We start from the raw sequence: 19,467 nt of genomic DNA on the forward strand, positions 1-19,467 counted from the left end.
CCGTCGTCAGAAGGAGAACGGGATGTAGCAGGCCGCAGCGAGGACCACCGCGCCCCAGCCGAGCAGCGCCGGTTTGCGGTACCAAGCCTCGTCCCCCGGCGCGGGCGGCTCGGCCATGCCGGGGGAGCGGGTGCCGTAGACCAGGCCCTGGAGTTCCTCCGTCGGCTTGGGGGCCGTGAAGAGGGAGACGGCCACCATGACGACTGCGCCGGCCACGAAGCCCGCGATCGCGGAGACGAAGTTCGCCCCCTGGTCGGAGGGGATCGAGATGATGTCCTGCTTGTAGAGGACGAAGTAGTTGATCATCGCCGCCGTCGTGCCCGCCAGCAGGCCCCAGAAGCCCGACTTCATCGAAGCCCGCTTCCAGAACATGCCGATGATGAAGACCACGAACATCGGCACGTTGAAGAAGGAGAAGAGGGTCTGGAGGTAGCTCATGATGTTGGAGAAGGACGACGCCAGGAACGCCGTGCCGATCGACGCCAGTACCCCGATCGCGGTGATGAGGCGGCCGAAGCGGACGTAGTAGCCGTCCTCGCGGTCCGTGACCACGTACCGCGCCCAGATGTCGGTCGTGAACACCGTGTTGAAGGACGAGACGTTCGCCGCCATGCCCGCCATGAACGCGGCGAGGAGGCCGGTCACGGCGATGCCGAGGACGCCGTTGGGCAGCAGGCCCTCCATCAGGTACGGGATGGCGTCGTTGTACTGGTAGCCCGATTCCTCGGTGCCGAAGCCGGGGACCAGGGCCGCAGCCGCGAGCCCCGGGATCATCACCAGGAACACGATGAAGATCTTCGGGAACGCCGCGATGAGCGGGGTGCGCTGGGCCGCTGAGAGGTTCTTGGCCGAGAGCGCCCGCTGGACCTCGGCGAAGTTGGTCGTCCAGTAGCCGAAGGAGAGCACGAAGCCGAGGCCCAGGACGATCGTCAGCCAGTTCGCGCCCAGCGGGTTCGCGTCGCCGATGCCGGTGCCGCCCCAGGCGGTGACGAAGTCGTCGCCGTGGGACTTGGTCAGGGTGTCCGTCAGGCCGTCCCAGCCGCCCACCTTCTTCAGGGCCAGCACGGTGATCGGGATCAGCGCGGCCAGGATCACGAAGAACTGCAGCACCTCGTTGTAGATCGCGGAGGACAGGCCGCCGAGGGTGATGTAGGCGAGGACGAAGAAGCCCGCCACGACGATCGCGACCCATTGGGGCCAGCCCAGCAGGGCCTCGACCACGATCGCCAGGGCGTAGAGGTTCACGCCGGCGATCAGGATCGCGGCGAAGGCGAACAGGAGCGAACTGAGCAGGTGCGCCGCCCTGTCGAAGCGCAGCAGCAGGAATTCCGGGACCGAGCGGACCTTGCTGCCGTAGTAGAAGGGCATCATCACCAGGCCGAGGAAGACCATGGCCGGGATGGCGCCGATCCAGTACCAGTGGACGGTGTAGGCGCCGTACTGCGCGCTGTTGGCGGCCATCCCGAGGATCTCGGTGGCGGCCAGGTTGGCGGAGATGAAGGCGAGTCCCGTGACCCAGGCGGGCAGGGAGCGGCCGGAGAGGAAGAAGTCGAGGCTGGTCTTCACCGAACGGCGGGCGGCGAAGCCGATGCCCAGCACGACGACGAAGTAGATGCCCAGCAGCGTGTAGTCGAGCCAGTTCGTGGGGAGCCGTAGCTCGGCGGCGAGGTAGGTGGGGGAATGTGTGGGGGTTTGCATAAGTACCCGCTTCGTTGCGCGAACCGATACAGAGCGGAACCTACGCCGCCGTGTTCAGTAATTGAACACGTTAGGTGATGGTCTTTGTTTGATTGTGATGTTGACTGAGGTGGTGAGTTGTGTTTCTCTGTGTTTAGTTATGTTTGATGGAGGAGTCCAGCGTGAAGAAGACCTCGACCCGGCTGGCCGACGGTCGTGAGCTCGTCTACTACGACCTGCGCGACGACACCGTGCGGGACGCCGTGGACCGGCGGCCGCTGGACCGGACCGTCACCACCTCCGAGGTCCGCGAGGACGCGCTGCTCGGGGACGCGGTCGCCATCGCCTCGCACCGGCAGGGGCGGACGTATCACCCGCCGGCCGACGAGTGCCCGCTGTGCCCTTCGCAGGGTGAGCAGCTGAGCGAGATCCCCGACTCGTCGTACGACGTCGTGGTCTTCGAGAACCGCTTCCCCTCGCTCGCCGGTGACTCCGGGCGCTGCGAGGTCGTCTGCTTCACCTCCGACCACCACGCCTCCTTCGCCGACCTCACCGAGGAGCAGGCCCGGCTGGTCCTCGACGCGTGGACCGACCGGACCTCCGAGCTGTCGTCCCTGCCCTGCGTGGAGCAGGTCTTCTGCTTCGAGAACCGCGGCGCCGAGATCGGTGTCACCCTCGGCCACCCCCACGGGCAGATCTACGCCTACCCCTTCACCACCCCGCGCACCTCCCTGATGCTGCGCTCGCTGGCCGCCCACAAGGACGCCACCGGCGGGGAGAACCTCTTCGACGCCGTCCTGGAGCGTGAACTCGCCGACCAGCGGGTCGTCCTGGAGAGTGAACACTGGGCGGCCTTCGTGCCGTACGCCGCGCACTGGCCCTACGAGGTCCACCTGTACCCGAAGCGCCGGGTGCCCGATCTGCTCGCGCTCGACGAAGAGGCGCGCTCAGAGTTCCCCAAGGTTTATCTGGAACTCTTGAGGCGCTTCGACCGGATCTTCGACGGGCGGGACGGAGGGGAGAACTCCGGGGGTGAGCCTCCGACGCCGTACATCGCCGCCTGGCACCAGGCGCCGTTCGGCACACTGGAGGAATTCGAGGGCGTGGTGCGTGAGGACTTCGCTCTTCACCTCGAGCTTTTCACCATCCGCCGCACTTCCGGCAAGCTTAAGTTTCTCGCGGGTTCCGAGTCCGGCATGAACGTGTTCATCAACGACGTGCCGCCGGAGCGCGCGGCCGAGCGACTGCGAGAGGTAGCGAGTTCATGAGTGGGAAGTACCTGGTCACCGGTGGCGCCGGCTATGTGGGCAGCGTGGTCGCCCAGCATCTGCTGGAGGCGGGAGACGAGGTCGTCGTCCTCGACAACCTCTCGACCGGATTCCGCGAGGGCGTGCCGGCCGGGGCTTCCTTCATCGAGGGCGACATCCGCGACGCCGCCAAGTGGCTGGACTCCTCCTTCGACGCCGTGCTGCACTTCGCCGCGTTCTCGCAGGTCGGCGAGTCGGTCGTGAAGCCGGAGAAGTACTGGGACAACAACGTCGGCGGCACGATGGCGTTGCTCGGCGCGATGCGTGACGCCGGTGTGCGCAAGCTCGTCTTCTCCTCCACCGCCGCCACCTACGGCGAGCCCGAGGAGGTGCCGATCGTCGAGTCGGCCCCGACGCAGCCCACGAACCCGTACGGCGCCTCCAAGCTCGCCGTCGACCACATGATCTCCGGCGAGGCGGCGGCCCACGGGCTCGGTGCCGTGTCCCTCAGGTACTTCAACGTGGCGGGTGCGTACGGCGACTGCGGCGAGCGCCACGACCCCGAGTCGCACCTCATCCCGCTCGTCCTCCAGGTCGCCCAGGGCCGGCGCGAGGCGATCTCCGTCTTCGGCGACGACTACCCGACGCCGGACGGCACCTGCGTGCGCGACTACATCCACGTCGCCGACCTCGCCGACGCCCACCTGCTGGCGCTCAGGGCCGCCGAGCCGGGCGAGCACCTCATCTGCAACCTCGGCAACGGCAACGGCTTCTCCGTCCGCGAGGTCGTCGAGACCGTCCGCCAGGTCACCGGGCACCCGATCCCCGAGGTCGTGGCCCCGCGCCGGGGCGGCGACCCGGCGGTCCTGGTCGCCTCCGCCGACACCGCCCGCGAGCGGCTCGGCTGGAACCCGTCCCGCGCGGACCTCGCGGGGATCGTCGCCGACGCCTGGGAGTTCGCCCAGCGGCGCGCAGGCTAAGTCCTACGGCCGGTAGCGACGGCCGTACGTTCCAGGGCTGTTCGGCCGGTCAACTCACCGGCCGCTTCGGCCCCCGCCGCGTAGCGGCTGTCGGATGCAGCAGCAGGGAAGGTCAGGGTCAGGGGATGAGCGTCGACACGTCAGCCGCGGTCGCCGAGCGGTTCAGGGAGCTGTACGGGGCGGAGCCGGACGGGGTGTGGGCCGCGCCGGGCCGGGTCAACCTGATCGGCGAGCACACCGACTACAACGACGGCTTCGTCATGCCGTTCGCGCTGCCGCACACCGCGGTCGCGGCGGTCGCACGGCGCACGGACGGCGCCCTGCGGCTGCACTCGGCGGACGTCGAGGGCGGCGTCGTGGAACTGCGCGTCGAGAAGCTGGAGCCCGAGTCGGACCGGAACTGGACGGCGTACCCGGCGGGTGTCATCTGGGCGCTGCGCCAGGCCGGCCATGCGGTGACCGGCGCCGACATCCACCTGGCCTCGACGGTCCCGGCGGGTGCGGGCCTGTCGTCGTCGGCGGCGCTGGAGGTCGTCGTGGCGCTCGCCCTGAACGACCTCTACGACCTCGGCCTGAAGGGCTGGCAGCTGGCCCGTCTGTGCCAGCGCGCGGAGAACGTCTACGTGGGCGCCCCCGTCGGCATCATGGACCAGACGGCGTCCGCCTGCTGCGAGGCCGGGCACGCCCTGTTCCTCGACACCCGGGACCTCTCCCAGAAGCAGATCCCCTTCGACCTGGCCGCCGAGGGCATGCGCCTGCTCGTCGTCGACACCCAGGTCAAGCACTCGCACAGCGAGGGGGAGTACGGCAAGCGGCGCGCGGGGTGCGAGAAGGGCGCGGCGCTGCTGGGCGTGGACGCGCTTCGGGACGTGGCGTACGACGAGCTGGACACGGCGCTCGACCGGCTCGGCGACGACGAGGAGGTGCGCCGGCTGGTGCGCCACGTCGTCACCGAGGACCAGCGCGTCGAGCAGGTCGTCGCCCTGCTGGAATCGGGCGACACCCGCGCGATCGGCCCGGTCCTGACGGCCGGCCACGCCTCACTGCGCGACGACTTCCGCATCTCCTGCCCGGAGCTGGACCTGGTCGTGGACACCGCCCTGGCGAACGGCGCCCTGGGTGCCCGCATGACCGGCGGCGGCTTCGGCGGCTCGGCGATCGTGCTGGCCGAGGCGGCCGACGTCGGGACCGTCACCAAGTCCGTCGAGGAGGCCTTCGCCGCCGCCGGGTTCACGGCACCGCGGGTGTTCGAGGCGGTGCCGGCGGCGGGTGCGCGGCGGGTGCGCTGACCCGCTCACCCCAACCGCTTGGTGAGCGTGTACTCCGTGATCCCCGGCGGATAGTCGGGGATCACGCACACCACGTCGTACCCGCGCTTGCGGTAGAACTCCGGCGCCTGGAAGTCCCAGGTCTCCAGGCGTACGGCCGTGCAGCCGCGTTCGTCGCGGGCCATGCCCTCTGCAGTTGCGAGCAACTGCGAACCAAGGCGGGCACCGCGGTGGCGTTCGTCGACCCAGAGGTACGTGACGTGGAGCCAGGTCGTCCAGGTGTGACCGACGAGGCCGCCGGCCACGGCACCTGAGTCGTCCAACGCCCAGACCTGGAGCGGGTGTTCGCGTTCACCTGGGGTTCCGCGCAGGGCGCGCAGGATCGGGGAGGCCGCGGTGTTGGTGTCCCGCAGCCGCCGGCGGAGCAGATCCTGGCGAGACTTGTCGACTTCTGTCTCCAGACGAAACATGCGGCTCACCATAAACGCGTCGGCCAACCAGTTCTGCAAATTACCTTCCGCTCCTGCCCCCCGCCCGTACTCTGATGAGCAGCACCGGTGGGGGCCGGTGCTGATCAGGGGGCGAGACGGGTCGGGTACGACGCCCGAAGTGGGGGTAGCAGTTCTTGCACGGCGGCGGCCGTGCGGTCATCCACGCTTCGGGCGCCGTGCCCGCGACGGTGTTCGTCTCCCGGTGTCGTCCTCATGACGATGGGGTATCCCCTGCTCTTCGGGAGCTTGGGGAAGGGGGTTTCGTGGTTCGCATCCGAGTCCTGGTCGTCGACGACCATCGCATCTTCGCCGAGTCACTCGCCGCCGCGCTGGCGGCCGAGCCCGACGTCGACGTCTCCGCCGCCGGCAGCGGCCCGGCCGCGCTGCGCAGCCTGGAGCGCGCGGCCGCCGAGGGGCGCCGGTACGACGTGCTGCTCGTCGACGCCGACCTGGGCGGCAGCGTGCCGGGCGTACGGCCCGCCGTGCCCGTTCAGGAGGTGGGCGACGACGGGCTCGTCGACGGCATCTCGCTGGTCGTCGGCGTCCGCTCCGCGCAGCCGGCGGTACGGATCGTCGTCCTCGCCGAGAAGGACGATCCGCGTCGGGCCGCGCTCGCCCTGCAGGCCGGGGCCTGCGGGTGGGTCGCCAAGGACTGCTCACTGTCCCGGCTGCTCACCGTCATCCGCGGGGTGCTGCGCGACGAGACGCATCTGCCGCCGGCCCTGCTCACCGGGGTTCTGCGGGAGCTGACGGCCGCGCGTAAGCACCGCACCGAGAGCGAGCGGCTGGTGGAGTCGCTGACCCCGCGCGAGCGGGAAGTTCTCCGGTGCATGGTGGCGGGACTGGGGCGCAAGGCCGTCGCCGAGCGCCTGTATCTCTCGCCGCACACCGTCCGCACCCATATGCAGAACGTCCTGGGCAAGCTGGGCGTCCACTCCACACTGGCCGCGGTAGCGCTCGCACGACGGGCGGGGGTGGGGCCCGTCGACCTGGGGCCCGCGGGACGGATCCTGCCCGAGGAAAGCAGCAGCGCCTGATGGAACGCCGCTGAGCGGCAACCCCTTCAGGGGCGCGGGGAACTGCGCGGCCAGCCACGACGGCGCCGCAGACAACCAACGACACAACCCGGCACTACCCATCCGGCCCTACCAGCGGAGCGCCTAGCCAGGGATGTTGTCGAACGGCGCCGTCAGCTGACGCAGCAGCCCGGCCAGTTCGCCCCGCTGCGCACGCGACAGTTCCGCAAGGATCGCGCGCTCCTGGTCCAGCAGGCCGGCGAGGGCCTGGTCCGCGCGGTCGCGGCCCTCGTCCGTGAGGCGGACCAGCACTCCGCGCCGGTCGCTGGGGTCGGGGAGCCGCTCCACCAGGCCCTTCTTGGCCAGCCGGTCGATGCGGTTCGTCATCGTGCCCGAGGTGACGAGGGTCTGTGTCAGCAACTGTCCCGGTGAGAGCTGATACGGCGTCCCCGCGCGCCTGAGCGCGGTCAGCACGTCGAACTCCCAGGGCTCCAGGCTGTGCTCGGAGAAGGCCAGCCGGCGTGCGCGGTCCAGATGGCGGGCCAGCCTGCTCACCCGGCTGAGCACCTCGAGCGGTTCCACGTCGAGGTCCGGGCGCTCCCGGCGCCATGCTGCGACCAGCCGATCGACCTCGTCCTCCATGACGATCAGTGTAGTGGTTGTGTCGATGTGAAGTCTCTTGACGTCAAGATATCTTGCGGGGCAGGCTGGAGAGCGACAGAAGCGACAGACAGGAGACCCCGCCATGTCCGCTGCCGCCACCCCCACCTGGGACCCCGCCCAGTACCTGCGCCATGCCGACCACCGCGCCCGCCCCTTCACCGACCTCCTCGCCCGCGTCCCCGGCCTCCCGGGCGACCGGCCCCGCATCGCCGACCTCGGCTGCGGCCCCGGCAACGTCACCGCGGTGCTCGCCGAGCGCTGGCCCACCGCGCACATCACCGGCCACGACAACTCCGCCGAGATGCTCGACAAGGCCCACGTCGAGCACGAAGGGCCGACAGCCGGTGGAGGTCGCCTCGACTTCGCCCATGCCGACGTACGGACGTGGACGCCCGACGAGCCGTACGACCTGATCATCAGCAACGCCACCCTGCAGTGGGTACCGGGGCACGCGGACCGCTTCGGCGAGTGGGTGACCGGCCTGCGCCCCGGTGGCACCTTCGCCTTCCAGGTCCCCGGCAACTTCGACGCCCCGAGCCACCGCCTGATGCGCGACCTCGCCCGCCGCCACGGCCTCACCGACACCCTGCGCCACACGGACGCCGTCCTCACCCCGCAGGACTACCTGGCCCGCCTGACCGACCTGAACTGCACGGCCGACGTGTGGGAGACGACGTACATCCACCTCCTCACCGGCGACGACCCCGTCCTCGACTGGGTGAAGGGCACCGGCCTGCGTCCCGTCCTGACAGCCCTCGCCGACGCCCCCGACCAGCGGGAAGCCTTCCTGCACGACTACCGGGCGGCCCTGCGCGAGGCCTATCCGCCCGGCGCGCACGGCACACCCTTCCCGTTCCGGCGGATCTTCGCCGTGGCCCGCAGGGGAGCGTGATGATCACCGCCGTCGACCATGTCCAGCTCGCGGCACCCCCCGGCTCGGAGGAGCGGCTGCGGGCGTACTACGTGGGCGTCCTCGGGATGACCGAGATCCCCAAGCCGCCCGTGCTCGCCGCGCGCGGAGGCTGCTGGTTTCCGGGCGGGGCCCGTGCAGCTGCACCTCGGTGTCGAGACGGACTTCCGGGCCGCCAAGAAGGCCCACCCCGGTCTGCGGGTCACCGGCATCGAGGCCTGCGCCGCCCGGCTGACGGCCCGAGGAGCGGCCGTGACCTGGGACGAGAAACTGCCGGGGCACCGCCGGTTCTACTCGTACGACCCCGTGGGGAACCGGCTGGAGTTCCTGGAGCCGGTCGCCGCGAGGCCCGGGACCCCGGTTTGAGGGACCCCGTGGCGGGTCACCCGCCGGGGTGAAACCGACGTCGAGCCTTACGGGAGTGAGGAACGTGGCGAAGGAAGAGAAGAGCCGGGCCAAGAAGGAACAGCTCAAGGGCAAGGCCAAGGAAGCGATGGGTCGCATGGCCGGCAATGAGCGGATGACCGCCGAAGGCAAGGCCGACCAGATGAAGGGTGACGCGCGCCAGGCGAAGGAGAAGGGCAAGGACACCTTCAAGCACTGAGTACGCCGGCACCGCGGAGCGCGTCAGCTCTTGCGGTGCCCGATCAGCCGCGGCTTCGGCTCCAGCCCGTCCAGCCCGTGCCATGCCAGATTCACCAGGTGGGCGGCCACCTCCGCCTTCTTCGGGCGGCGGACGTCCAGCCACCACTGGCCGGTCAGGGCGACCATCCCGACCAGGGCTTGCGCATACAGCGGGGCCAGCTTGGAGTCGAAGCCGCGGTTCTTGAACTCGCGGCCCAGGATGTCCTCCACCTGGGTCGCGATGTCAGAGATCAGCGAGGCGAAGGACCCCGTCGACTGCGGGATGGGCGAGTCGCGGACCAGGATGCGGAAGCCGTCCGTGTACTCCTCGATGTAGTCCAGGAGAGCGAACGCCGCCTGCTCGCACAGTTCACGCGGGTGGCCGGCCGTCAGCGAGCTGGTCACCATGTCCAGCAGCCGCCGCATCTCGCGGTCCACCACCACCGCGTACAGGCCCTCCTTGCCGCCGAAGTGCTCGTACACCACCGGCTTGGACACCCCGGCCTTCGCCGCGATCTCCTCCACCGACGTGCCCTCGAAGCCCTTCGCGGCGAACAGGGTCCGACCGATCTCCAGCAACTGCTGGCGGCGCTCCGCACCGGTCATCCGGGTACGGCGCGCCCGCCGCTGCTTCTCGTTGCCGGTGTTGCTGCTGGAGTCGGTCGCCACGGCGTCAATCATGCCGCCTTCGCGGGCTCCTTCCGGCGCCGGGAGCCGCCTTCCCCGGTGTTCCGGCGCGAATCGATACGCGAGCGTGACGGCCAGCGCACGTCGTAGGCCAGGCCGAGCTGCTCGCACCAGCGGATGATCCGCGCCGAGGAGTCGATCTGCCCGCGCTCCACACCGTGCCGAGCCGACGTGGGGTCCGCGTGGTGCAGGTTGTGCCAGGACTCACCGCAGGACAGGACCGCGAGCCACCAGACGTTGCCGGACATGTCGCGCGACTTGAAGGGGCGCTTGCCCACGGCGTGGCAGATCGAGTTGATCGACCACGTCACGTGGTGCAGCAGCGCCACCCGGACGAGCGAGCCCCAGAAGAAGCCCGTGAACGCGCCCCACCAGGACATCGTCACCAGACCGCCGATCAGGGCGGGCAGCGCCAGCGACAGCACCGTCCAGTAGAGGAACTGACGGGAGATCGTCCGGATCGCCGTGTCCTTGATCAGATCCGGCGCGTACTTCTCCTGCGACGTGCGCTCCTCATCGAACATCCAGCCGATGTGCGCCCACCACAGGCCCTTCATCAGAGCCGGGACCGTCTCCCCGTAACGCCACGGGGAGTGCGGGTCACCCTCCGCGTCGGAGAACTTGTGGTGCTTGCGGTGGTCCGCGACCCAGCGGACCAGCGGGCCCTCGACCGCCATCGAGCCCGCGATGGCGAGAGCGATGCGCAGCGGGCGCTTCGCCTTGAAGGAGCCGTGGGTGAAGTAGCGGTGGTAGCCGATCGTGACGCCATGGCAGGCGAAGAAGTAGAAGAAGACCAGCAGACCGAGGTCGAGCCAGCTCACGCCCCAGCCCCAGGCCAGCGGCACCGCGGCGGCGAGCGCCAGGAACGGGACGACGATGAAGAGGAGGAGCGCGAACTGCTCGAGCGATCCCTTCTTCTCACCGCCGAGCGTGGCAGAGGAGGTCGTGGTGTCGTCGTTCGCCTTCGGGGCGTCTTCGATCACATCGGAGCTCGTGGTCATGGGCGTCCCCTGTGGGGTTCGAGGGTTGTGGCAGGTGCCGGGGTCGCAGGAACTGTTCCCAGGTTCCGTTACATCGGTCCCTACGGCTACGTAACCTACGGCGTCGTAAGTATGGCAGTGCGTCGCCCGGCGGCAAGAGCCCGACAGTCTGCGCGTCCGCATGGACACCTATCCTTGGAGTCGGTCGGACAGCGCGGTCCGCTCTGAATTCTTCCCGGATGCCAGGAGCCGTAAGCGGCCCCCGCCGCGCGGCCCCCAGGCGCCGGGTTCCCTCCCGGACGAGCTTCAACACTGCAAGGAGCCGCACCTGTGAGCAGTGCCGACGACCAGACCACGACGACCGGCAGTGAGCTGCGTGCCGACATCCGCCGACTGGGTGACCTCCTCGGGGAGACCCTCGTCCGGCAGGAAGGCCCCGAGCTCCTCGACCTCGTCGAGAAGGTCCGCCGCCTCACCCGCGAGGACGGCGAGGCCGCCGCCGAACTGCTGCGTGGCACGGAGCTGGACACCGCGGCCAAGCTGGTCCGCGCCTTCTCCACCTACTTCCACCTGGCCAACGTCACCGAGCAGGTCCACCGCGGCCGCGAGCTGCGCGCCCGCCGCGCCGCCGAGGGCGGCCTTCTCGCCCGTACGGCCGACCGCCTCAAGGACGCCGACCCCGAGCACCTGCGCCAGACCATCGAGCACCTCAACGTGCGCCCCGTCTTCACCGCGCACCCCACCGAGGCCGCCCGCCGCTCCGTCCTCAACAAGCTGCGGCGTGTCGCCGCGCTCCTGGAGACCCCCGTCCTCGAAGGGGACCGGCGCCGGCACGACACCCGACTGGCCGAGAACATCGACCTCGTTTGGCAGACGGACGAGCTGCGCGTCGTACGCCCCGAGCCCGCCGACGAGGCCCGCAACGCCATCTACTACCTCGACGAACTGCACGCCGGCGCCGTCGGCGACGTCCTGGAGGACCTCACCGCGGAACTGGAGCGCGTCGGCCACAAGCTCCCCGACGCCACCCGCCCCCTGACCTTCGGCACCTGGATCGGCGGCGACCGCGACGGCAACCCGAACGTCACCCCTCAGGTGACCTGGGACGTCCTCATCCTCCAGCACGAGCACGGCATCAACGACGCCCTGGAGATGATCGACGAGCTGCGCGGCTTCCTGTCGAACTCCATCCGCTACACCGGCGCCACCGAGGACCTGCTGACCTCCCTCCAGGCCGACCTGGAGAACCTCCCCGAGATCAGCCCCCGCTACAAGCGCCTCAACGCCGAGGAGCCCTACCGGCTCAAGGCCACCTGCATCCGGCAGAAGCTGGAGAACACCAAGCAGCGCCTCGCCAAGGGCATCCCGCACGAAGCCGGCCGCGACTACCTCGGCACCGGCGAGCTCCTGCACGACCTGAAGCTGATCCAGACCTCGCTCAGGGAACACCGCGGCGGCCTCTTCGCCGACGGCCGCATGAACCGGACCATCCGCACCCTGTCCGCGTTCGGCCTCCAGCTCGCCACCATGGACGTGCGCGAACACGCCGACGCCCACCACCACGCCCTCGGCCAGCTCTTCGACCGCCTCGGCGAGGAGTCCTGGCGCTACGCCGACATGCCCCGCGACTACCGCGCCAAGCTGCTGGCCAAGGAACTGCGCTCCCGCCGTCCCCTCGCCCCCACCCCCGCACCCGTGGACGCGGCCGGCGAGAAGACCCTCGGCGTGTTCCAGACCGTCAAGCGGGCCCTCGAGGTCTTCGGGCCCGAGGTCATCGAGTCGTACATCATCTCCATGTGCCAGGGCGCCGACGACGTCTTCGCGGCAAGCGTGCTCGCCCGCGAGGCCGGCCTGATCGACCTGCACGCCGGCTGGGCGAAGATCGGCATCGTGCCGCTCCTGGAGACCACCGACGAGCTCAAGGCCGCCGACACGATCCTGGAGGACATGCTCTCCGACCCGTCGTACCGGCGCCTCGTCGCGCTCAGGGGCGACGTCCAGGAAGTCATGCTCGGCTACTCCGACTCCTCCAAGTTCGGCGGTATCACCACCTCGCAGTGGGAGATCCACCGCGCCCAGCGCCGGCTGCGTGACGTCGCCCACCGCTACGGCGTCCGCCTGCGCCTCTTCCACGGCCGCGGCGGCACCGTCGGCCGCGGTGGCGGCCCCTCCCACGACGCGATCCTCGCCCAGCCCTGGGGCACCCTCGAAGGCGAGATCAAGGTCACCGAGCAGGGCGAGGTCATCTCCGACAAGTACCTCGTGCCCTCCCTGGCCAGGGAGAACCTGGAGCTGACCGTCGCGGCCACCCTCCAGGCCTCCGCCCTGCACACCGCACCCCGCCAGTCCGGCGAGGCACTCGCCCGCTGGGACGCGGCCATGGACGTCGTCAGCGACGCCGCCCACGCCGCGTACCGCAAGCTCGTCGAGGACCCGGACCTGCCGACGTACTTCCTCGCGTCGACGCCGGTGGACCAGCTCGCCGACCTGCACCTGGGCTCGCGGCCCTCCCGCCGCCCCGGCTCGGGTGTCTCGCTCGACGGGCTGCGCGCCATCCCGTGGGTGTTCGGCTGGACCCAGTCGCGGCAGATCGTGCCCGGCTGGTTCGGTGTGGGCTCCGGTCTCAAGGCGCTGCGCGAGGCGGGCCTGGACACGGTTCTCGACGAGATGCACGAGCAGTGGCACTTCTTCCGCAACTTCATCTCCAACGTCGAGATGACCCTCGCGAAGACCGACCTGCGGATCGCAGCCCACTACGTCGACACCCTCGTGCCCGACGACCTCAAGCACGTCTTCGACACGATCCGCGCCGAGCACGAACTCACCGTCGCCGAGGTCCTGAAGATCACCGGTGAGAAGGAGCTTCTCGACGCCGCCCCGGTCCTCAAGCAGACGTTCACCATCCGCGACGCCTACCTGGACCCGATCTCCTACCTCCAGGTCGCCCTCCTCAAGCGCCAGCGCGACGCAGCGGCCGCCGGCGTCGAGCCCGACCCGCTCCTCGCCCGCGCCCTGCTGCTCACCGTCAACGGCGTGGCGGCAGGCCTGCGCAACACCGGCTGAGTCACCCGCACATGACGGTGCCCCCGTGCTCGTACGCAGAGCACGGGGGCACCGTTCGTTTCACCGCCGTGGCGGTCAGGCCCTGCGACGCCGGAACACCAGGTACCCGCCCGCACCCAGCAGCGCCGCGGCGGCCGCGGACAGCAGGCCCACCGGCGCGCCGTTCCCGGTCTCGGCGAGGTCGCCCTCGGTGCCGCCCTGCGGAGACGGGGACGACGACGGGACGGCGGCCGGCTCGGTCGAGTCGTCCGGCGCGCCGGGCTCGGACTCGGTGCCGGACGGTGCCGTGGACGACGGGGCGGACGGCGTGGGGGTGCTGCCGCCGCCCGGCTCCTCGTCCTCGCAGTCCGTCCAGAACACCTTGTGCTTGGCGGACCCCTTCTCGTTCTCGAAGTTCCAGAACAGCTTGTAGTGCCCGTCGGGCAGGGTCATGTCCCCGGTCCGGCCATGACCCTCGCCGTCCAGGGTGATCGCACCGGACTTCACGGTCTCGCCCTTGACGGCGGCCGTCGGAGCCCAGGCCTCGATGTGCCAGCCGACCTGCTGGGCGCTGTCGAAGCCGAAGGCGTCAAGGTAGAACTCGCACACGTGCGGTTCGTTCTTGCGCAGTTCCTCGCCAGTGGTGGCGTCATGGATCTTGACGGTCCCGTTGTCGCCGGGAGCGGTGGCGTGGGCGGCGGACGGAGCGGACAGCACCGCGGCCGCGGCGACGGCGGACAGGGCACCGACGCGGTTGAGGGTACGCATGAGGCAGTAGTCCATCTTCGAGAAGGAACGGGAAGATGTGGAGGGGGCGGCTCAGCATCCAGCCCGCGCTGACTCCTGGTCAATCACGGACAGACAACACTCAGTTCCTCCACAGACATGGAGAACGGCACACACCTCAGACCGTCACGAACGCCGCCGTCAGCAGCGCGACCCCCGACCCCGCCATCACCCACGCCAGCCGCGTGCGCCGCAGCCCGCCCGCGACGACGATCGAGGCCAGCAACAGCGCACCGCCCAGCGGCACCCACGAGTACAGGATCCCCGCGGGTCCGGACCGCACGACAGTGTCACCACTCGGCTTGATCACGACCGTGTACGTCTGCCCCTTGCGCACGGCCACGTTCTTCTCGATGACGACCGACCTGCGCGGCTGCGACCCCGCCGAGATCGGCGTATACGGCCCGGTGCACGAGTCCGCGCCACACCGCGACACCTCGATCGTGCCGCTCTCGCGCCCCTTCGTGAGCATCACATGCTGCGCGGTGCCCCACGACGCCCACACACCCGCGATCAGGATCAGCACCGTGACCGTACCCATCGCCGCGAGCCGCCCGAACCGCAGCGCGGCGAAAGCGCCCTGACTGGAGACAACGGCAGAAGGCATGGCCGCGATCCTTGGCCATGCCCCTACTGCCGGTCAACCTGGGCCCGTTCGCGTGGGCGGACAAGTCAGGAGTTGTACGTGCTTTGCGCCCGCTCCAGCCCCTCGATCACCAGAGCCTCCACCGCATCCGACGCCCGGTCCACGAAGTAGTCCAGCTCCTTGCGCTCCGCCGCCGAGAAATCCTTCAGCACAAAGTCCGCGACCGGCATGCGCCCCGGCGGCCGGCCGATCCCGAACCGCACCCGGTGGTACTCCGAACCCATCGCCTTGGTCATCGACTTGAGCCCGTTGTGCCCGTTGTCCCCGCCGCCCAGCTTCAGCCGCAGCGTGCCGAAGTCGATGTCCAACTCGTCATGAACAGCGACGATATTGCCCACCGGGACCTTGTAGAAATCCCGGAGAGCGTTCAACGGGCCGCCGGAGAGATTCATGTACGACATCGGCTTCGCCACGATCACCCGACGGTTCAACGGCCCCGGCGGCCCGATGCGGCCCTCGACGACCTGCGCCTGAGCCCGGCCGGCCCGCTTGAACTTCCCCCCGATCCGCTCGGCCAGCAGATCCACCACCATGAACCCGACGTTGTGCCGGTTCCTGGCGTACTCCGGTCCGGGATTACCGAGGCCGGCGATCAGCCAAGGGGCGCTCGGGTCGGTCGTCACGTCCATGTCTCCTTGCTGTGCTTTGCCGGGGGACGACCCCCGGACCCTCAGCAGAAACGCCGGTCCGCCGGGATGACCGGCGCGGACACTGCCAGGCAAGCTTGAGTGATACACGCCAGCCGCTGCCCCCATCGGGAACAGCGGCTGACGAACCGATGACAGAGCCGAGGATCACGCCTCTGCCGGAGCCGATGATCAGGCCTCGGCGACTTCCTCGCCCTCGGCGGCCTCTTCGCCCTCGGCGGCCTCCTCGGCCTGCGCGGCCAGGACCTGAAGGACGACAGCGTCCTCCTCGATGGCCAGCGTGGTGCCCTTCGGCAGCGTGATGTCCTTCGCCAGGATGGAGGCACCGGCCTCCAGGCCCTCGACGGACACGGTGACGGCCTCGGGGATGTGCGTGGCCTCGGTCTCGACCGGCAGAGCGTTCAGCACGTGCTCCAGCAGGTTGCCGCCCGCGGCCAGCTCGCCCTCGGTGTGGACGGGGATCTCGACGGTGACCTTCTCGCCGCGCTTGACCAGCAGCAGGTCGACGTGCTCCAGGAAGCCCTTGATCGGGTCACGCTGCACGGACTTCGGGATCGCCAGCTCGTTGGCCTTGCCGTCGATGTCCAGGGCGATCAGGACGTTCGGCGTACGCAGGGCGAGCAGCAGCTCGTGACCCGGGAGGGTCAGGTGCAGCGGGTCGGTGCCGTGGCCGTACAGGACACCCGGAACCTTCGAGTCACGACGGATACGACGGGCGGCACCCTTACCGAACTCGGTGCGGGTCGCGGCGGAGATCTTGACCTCGGACATGATCACTCCTCGTAGAACTGGAGACGGACGTGGTCACCCGGCCACGAACGGCCTGCTACGAAGAGCGCGTCGATAACGGATCGCCGACACCTGCGCGAACAGGTACGGCCTCCCTCGCCGAGCAACTGAAGCAGTCTACTCGGACAGGGAGGCCGTACCAAAAGGATCTCTACTGCTCGTCGAACAGGCTCGTCACCGAACCGTCCTCGAACACCTCACGCACCGCGTTCGCCACCGTCGGCGCGATCGACAGCACCGTCAGCTTGTCCAGGTCACGGCTCAGCTCACCCGGCGTCGGCAGCGTGTTCGTGAACACGAACTCGCTCACCCGGGAGTTCTTCAGCCGGTCCGCCGCCGGACCCGACAGCACACCGTGCGTCGCCGTCACGATGACGTCCTCGGCGCCGTGCGCGAACAGCGCGTCAGCCGCCGCACAGATCGTCCCGCCGGTGTCGATCATGTCGTCGACCAGCACACACACCCGGCCCTTGACCTCACCCACGACCTCGTGGACCGTCACCTGGTTCGCCACGTCCTTGTCACGACGCTTGTGCACGATCGCGAGCGGCGCACCCAGCCGGTCGCACCACCGGTCGGCCACCCGCACACGCCCCGCGTCGGGAGACACGACCGTCAGCTTCTCCCGGTCCACCTTGCGGCCCACGTAGTCCGCGAGAAGCGGCAGGGCGAAGAGGTGGTCGACGGGACCGTCGAAGAAACCCTGGATCTGATCGGTGTGCAGATCCACGGTCAGGATCCGGTCCGCACCCGACGTCTTCATCAGATCCGCGATCAGACGCGCCGAAATCGGTTCACGCCCACGGTGCTTCTTGTCCTGACGTGCGTAACCGTAGAACGGCACAATCACGGTGATGGAGCGCGCCGACGCCCGCTTCAGTGCGTCGATCATGATCAGCTGCTCCATGATCCACTGGTTGATCGGAGCCGTGTGGCTCTGGATCACAAAGCAGTCCGCACCGCGCGCCGACTCCTGATAGCGGACGTAGATCTCACCGTTCGCGAAGTCGAAGGCCTTCGTCGGGACAACCCCGACACCCAGCTGCTGGGCGACCTCCTCGGCAAGCTCGGGGTGGGCGCGGCCGGAGAAGAACATCAACTTCTTCTCGCCGGTCGTCTTGATCCCGGTCACAGCACTGTCTCCTCAGAGGTGTCTCAGCTGCCTGTAGAGCGACCTCGGCTGGGCATGGTGGAGGCCGTCTCAGCTGGTGGGGTGCGGGTGTGCACTTATCACGGTACGCCGTGTTTGACGCACCTGTTTCCGGTCAGCCCTCGCCGTCCTCCCGGCGAGACGCCTCCTCAGCCGCCTTCGCGGCCGCACTGCCCGGACGCTTACGGGCCACCCAACCCTCGATATTCCGCTGCTGACCGCGGGCCACAGCCAGCGAACCGGGCGGCACGTCCTTCGTGATCACAGACCCGGCCGCCGTGTAGGCACCGTCCCCGACCGTGACAGGCGCCACAAACATGTTGTCCGAGCCGGTACGGCAGTGCGAGCCGACCGTCGTGTGGTGTTTGTCCTGTCCGTCGTAGTTCACGAAGACACTCGCGGCACCGATGTTCGTGTACTCGCCGATGGTCGCGTCACCGACGTAAGAGAGGTGAGGCACCTTCGTCCCCTCACCGATCGAGGCGTTCTTCGTCTCGACGTACGTACCGATCTTGCCCTTCGCGCCCAGCCGCGTTCCCGGCCGCAGATACGCGTACGGCCCCACGGTCGCGTTCGGCCCCACATGAGCGCCCTCGGCCACCGTGTTGTCCACCCGGGCACCCGCATCGACACGCGTGTCCTTCAGCCGGCTGTTGGGGCCGACCTCCGCGCCCTCGCCGAGGTGGGTGGACCCAAGCAGCTGGGTACCGGGCTGGACGATCGCGTCCTGCTCGAAGGTCACGGTCACGTCGACCCAGGTCGTCGCCGGGTCCACGACGGTGACGCCGGCCAGCATCGCGCCGGTCAGCAACCGGTCGTTCAGGATCCGACGGGCCTCGGAGAGCTGCACGCGATTGTTGATCCCGGCGATCTCACGGTGATCGCCCGCCACGGAGGCACCGACCCGGTGACCGGCCTCGCGCAGAATCCCGAGCACGTCGGTCAGGTACTCCTCGCCCTGCGAGTTGTCCGTACGGACCTTCCCGAGGGCGTCGGCCAGCAGTTGCCCGTCGAAGGCGAACACACCCGAGTTGATCTCCCGGATCGCCCGCTGCGACTCGCTCGCGTCCTTGTGCTCGACGATGGCCGTCACAGCACCCGAGGCACCGTCGCGCACGATCCGCCCGTACCCGGTCGCGTCCGGGACCTCGGCGGTCAGCACCGTCACGGCGTTGCCGTCGGCGGAGTGGGTGGCGGCGAGATGGGTCAGAGTCTCGCCGGTCAGAAGGGGAGTGTCGCCGCAGACGACCACCACGGTCCCGTCGACGGCCCCGCCGAGCTCCTCCAGGGCCATCCGTACGGCGTGTCCGGTGCCGTTCTGCTCCGCCTGGACGGCGGTGCGTACGCCGGGGTCGATCTCACCGAGGTGCGCGGAGACCTGCTCGCGGGCGTGCCCCACGACCACGACCAGGTTCTCGGGCTGCAACTCACGCGCGGCGGCGAGCACATGACCGACGAGGCTGCGTCCGCAGATCTCGTGCAGGACCTTCGGTGTGGCCGACTTCATACGGGTGCCCTCACCCGCTGCGAGAACGACGACGGCTGCCGGGCGAATGGCGCTCACGGGATGCCCTTCGGCTGTGGAGGGGGGTGGGTGACATCCGCAGGATACCGGGGTGTTTCGTGGGGGACATGGGAGCGGGCCCTGACTGAGCTGTCAGGGCCCGAACCGAGCATGTGCTCCCCCGCCAGGACTCGAACCCGGACAGATGGCACCAAAAGCCACAGTGCTGCCAATTACACCACGGGGGAATTAACTCGGCTGAACCGGACATTTGGTCAGGTCGCCGAGTCGGCACCCAACACTATGCCGTAAAGGGCGCCTCCCACGCGACGGTACAGGTCGGCCCGGCGATGGCCGGTG

At 69.3% G+C, this 19,467-nt stretch carries 18 protein-coding genes, 1 tRNA gene and 1 pseudogene; 8 read left to right on the forward strand and 12 right to left on the reverse strand.

The window, feature by feature from the left end:
- Nucleotides 1-6: 6 nt before the first annotated feature.
- Entirely contained in the window at nt 7-1,698 is a 1,692-nt protein-coding gene (locus ACFY5C_RS17830; protein WP_389445241.1) for a sodium:solute symporter family protein, read from the reverse strand.
- A gap of 161 nt (nt 1,699-1,859) precedes the next feature.
- On the opposite strand from ACFY5C_RS17830, the gene galT reads away from it, so the two are divergent.
- From galT to galK, 3 genes are all read left to right on the forward strand, one after another.
- The gene (gene galT, locus ACFY5C_RS17835) at nt 1,860-2,945 is read left to right on the forward strand and encodes a galactose-1-phosphate uridylyltransferase (RefSeq protein ID WP_389445243.1); all 1,086 of its coding nucleotides are present in this window, start codon (nt 1,860-1,862) and stop codon (nt 2,943-2,945) included.
- Nucleotides 2,942-3,904, forward strand: a complete 963-nt coding sequence (gene galE, locus ACFY5C_RS17840; protein ID WP_389445245.1) for a UDP-glucose 4-epimerase GalE — start codon at nt 2,942-2,944, stop codon at nt 3,902-3,904. The genes galT and galE overlap by 4 nt, the downstream gene beginning before the upstream one ends.
- Nucleotides 3,905-4,029: 125 nt before the next feature.
- Nucleotides 4,030-5,193 carry a galactokinase gene (galK, locus tag ACFY5C_RS17845; protein ID WP_389445246.1) on the forward strand — a complete coding sequence of 388 codons (1,164 nt, stop codon included), beginning with the start codon at nt 4,030-4,032 and terminating at the stop codon, nt 5,191-5,193.
- A 5-nt stretch (nt 5,194-5,198) separates the two neighbouring features.
- On the opposite strand, the gene ACFY5C_RS17850 is transcribed toward galK, so the two are convergent.
- Nucleotides 5,199-5,654, reverse strand: a complete 456-nt coding sequence (locus ACFY5C_RS17850) for a GNAT family N-acetyltransferase (RefSeq protein WP_389445469.1) — start codon at nt 5,652-5,654, stop codon at nt 5,199-5,201.
- A 272-nt stretch (nt 5,655-5,926) separates the two neighbouring features.
- Between ACFY5C_RS17850 and ACFY5C_RS17855 the strand changes: the two genes are divergently transcribed.
- A complete protein-coding gene (locus ACFY5C_RS17855; RefSeq protein WP_389445248.1) occupies nt 5,927-6,700 on the forward strand; it encodes a LuxR C-terminal-related transcriptional regulator in 774 nt (257 codons plus the stop codon).
- 123 nt (nt 6,701-6,823) lie between these two features.
- On the opposite strand, the gene tamR is transcribed toward ACFY5C_RS17855, so the two are convergent.
- Nucleotides 6,824-7,321: a MarR family transcriptional regulator TamR gene (gene tamR, locus ACFY5C_RS17860; protein WP_059196100.1), complete on the reverse strand. Its 498-nt coding sequence runs from the start codon at nt 7,319-7,321 to the stop codon at nt 6,824-6,826.
- Nucleotides 7,322-7,424: 103 nt separating this feature from the next.
- On the opposite strand from tamR, the gene ACFY5C_RS17865 reads away from it, so the two are divergent.
- From ACFY5C_RS17865 to ACFY5C_RS17875, 3 genes and pseudogenes are all read left to right on the forward strand, one after another.
- Nucleotides 7,425-8,234 carry a trans-aconitate 2-methyltransferase gene (locus ACFY5C_RS17865; protein WP_389445250.1) on the forward strand — a complete coding sequence of 270 codons (810 nt, stop codon included), beginning with the start codon at nt 7,425-7,427 and terminating at the stop codon, nt 8,232-8,234.
- A pseudogene (locus ACFY5C_RS17870) lies at nt 8,234-8,618 on the forward strand (glyoxalase). The gene ACFY5C_RS17865 and the pseudogene ACFY5C_RS17870 overlap by 1 nt, the downstream one beginning before the upstream one ends.
- A 64-nt stretch (nt 8,619-8,682) precedes the next feature.
- Nucleotides 8,683-8,856, forward strand: coding sequence for a CsbD family protein (locus ACFY5C_RS17875; protein WP_328881128.1), 174 nt, complete (start codon nt 8,683-8,685; stop codon nt 8,854-8,856).
- Nucleotides 8,857-8,879: 23 nt separating this feature from the next.
- On the opposite strand, the gene ACFY5C_RS17880 is transcribed toward ACFY5C_RS17875, so the two are convergent.
- Both ACFY5C_RS17880 and ACFY5C_RS17885 read right to left on the reverse strand, forming a co-directional pair.
- The gene (locus ACFY5C_RS17880) at nt 8,880-9,557 is read right to left on the reverse strand and encodes a TetR/AcrR family transcriptional regulator (RefSeq protein ID WP_328427135.1); all 678 of its coding nucleotides are present in this window, start codon (nt 9,555-9,557) and stop codon (nt 8,880-8,882) included.
- Nucleotides 9,554-10,564, reverse strand: coding sequence for an acyl-CoA desaturase (locus tag ACFY5C_RS17885; RefSeq protein WP_389445251.1), 1,011 nt, complete (start codon nt 10,562-10,564; stop codon nt 9,554-9,556). Before ACFY5C_RS17885 ends, ACFY5C_RS17880 begins: the two co-directional genes overlap by 4 nt.
- 309 nt (nt 10,565-10,873) lie before the next feature.
- On the opposite strand from ACFY5C_RS17885, the gene ppc reads away from it, so the two are divergent.
- Nucleotides 10,874-13,606: a phosphoenolpyruvate carboxylase gene (ppc, locus tag ACFY5C_RS17890; protein ID WP_389445253.1), complete on the forward strand. Its 2,733-nt coding sequence runs from the start codon at nt 10,874-10,876 to the stop codon at nt 13,604-13,606.
- A 75-nt stretch (nt 13,607-13,681) separates the two neighbouring features.
- On the opposite strand, the gene ACFY5C_RS17895 is transcribed toward ppc, so the two are convergent.
- The 7 genes from ACFY5C_RS17895 to ACFY5C_RS17925 all read right to left on the reverse strand — a co-directional run bounded on the left by ACFY5C_RS17895 (nt 13,682) and on the right by ACFY5C_RS17925 (nt 19,355).
- Entirely contained in the window at nt 13,682-14,353 is a 672-nt protein-coding gene (locus ACFY5C_RS17895; RefSeq protein WP_389445255.1) for an LPXTG cell wall anchor domain-containing protein, read from the reverse strand.
- A 136-nt stretch (nt 14,354-14,489) separates the two neighbouring features.
- Complete coding sequence (locus ACFY5C_RS17900; protein WP_389445257.1) at nt 14,490-14,978, reverse strand: hypothetical protein; 489 nt, start codon at nt 14,976-14,978, stop codon at nt 14,490-14,492.
- Between the two features lie 65 nt (nt 14,979-15,043).
- Nucleotides 15,044-15,646 carry an aminoacyl-tRNA hydrolase gene (gene pth, locus ACFY5C_RS17905; protein ID WP_328427139.1) on the reverse strand — a complete coding sequence of 201 codons (603 nt, stop codon included), beginning with the start codon at nt 15,644-15,646 and terminating at the stop codon, nt 15,044-15,046.
- Nucleotides 15,647-15,835: 189 nt separating this feature from the next.
- On the reverse strand, nt 15,836-16,435 hold the full coding sequence (locus tag ACFY5C_RS17910; protein ID WP_389445258.1) for a 50S ribosomal protein L25/general stress protein Ctc: 600 nt from the start codon (nt 16,433-16,435) through the stop codon (nt 15,836-15,838).
- Nucleotides 16,436-16,604: 169 nt separating this feature from the next.
- Entirely contained in the window at nt 16,605-17,585 is a 981-nt protein-coding gene (locus tag ACFY5C_RS17915; protein ID WP_389445260.1) for a ribose-phosphate diphosphokinase, read from the reverse strand.
- A gap of 133 nt (nt 17,586-17,718) precedes the next feature.
- Nucleotides 17,719-19,167: a bifunctional UDP-N-acetylglucosamine diphosphorylase/glucosamine-1-phosphate N-acetyltransferase GlmU gene (glmU, locus tag ACFY5C_RS17920; protein WP_389445262.1), complete on the reverse strand. Its 1,449-nt coding sequence runs from the start codon at nt 19,165-19,167 to the stop codon at nt 17,719-17,721.
- Nucleotides 19,168-19,283: 116 nt separating this feature from the next.
- Nucleotides 19,284-19,355, reverse strand: a tRNA-Gln gene (locus tag ACFY5C_RS17925).
- Between the last annotated feature and the right edge of the window lie 112 nt (nt 19,356-19,467).

Source organism: Streptomyces sp. NPDC012935 (assembly GCF_042900345.1).
In the GTDB taxonomy this organism is placed as follows: domain Bacteria; phylum Actinomycetota; class Actinomycetes; order Streptomycetales; family Streptomycetaceae; genus Streptomyces.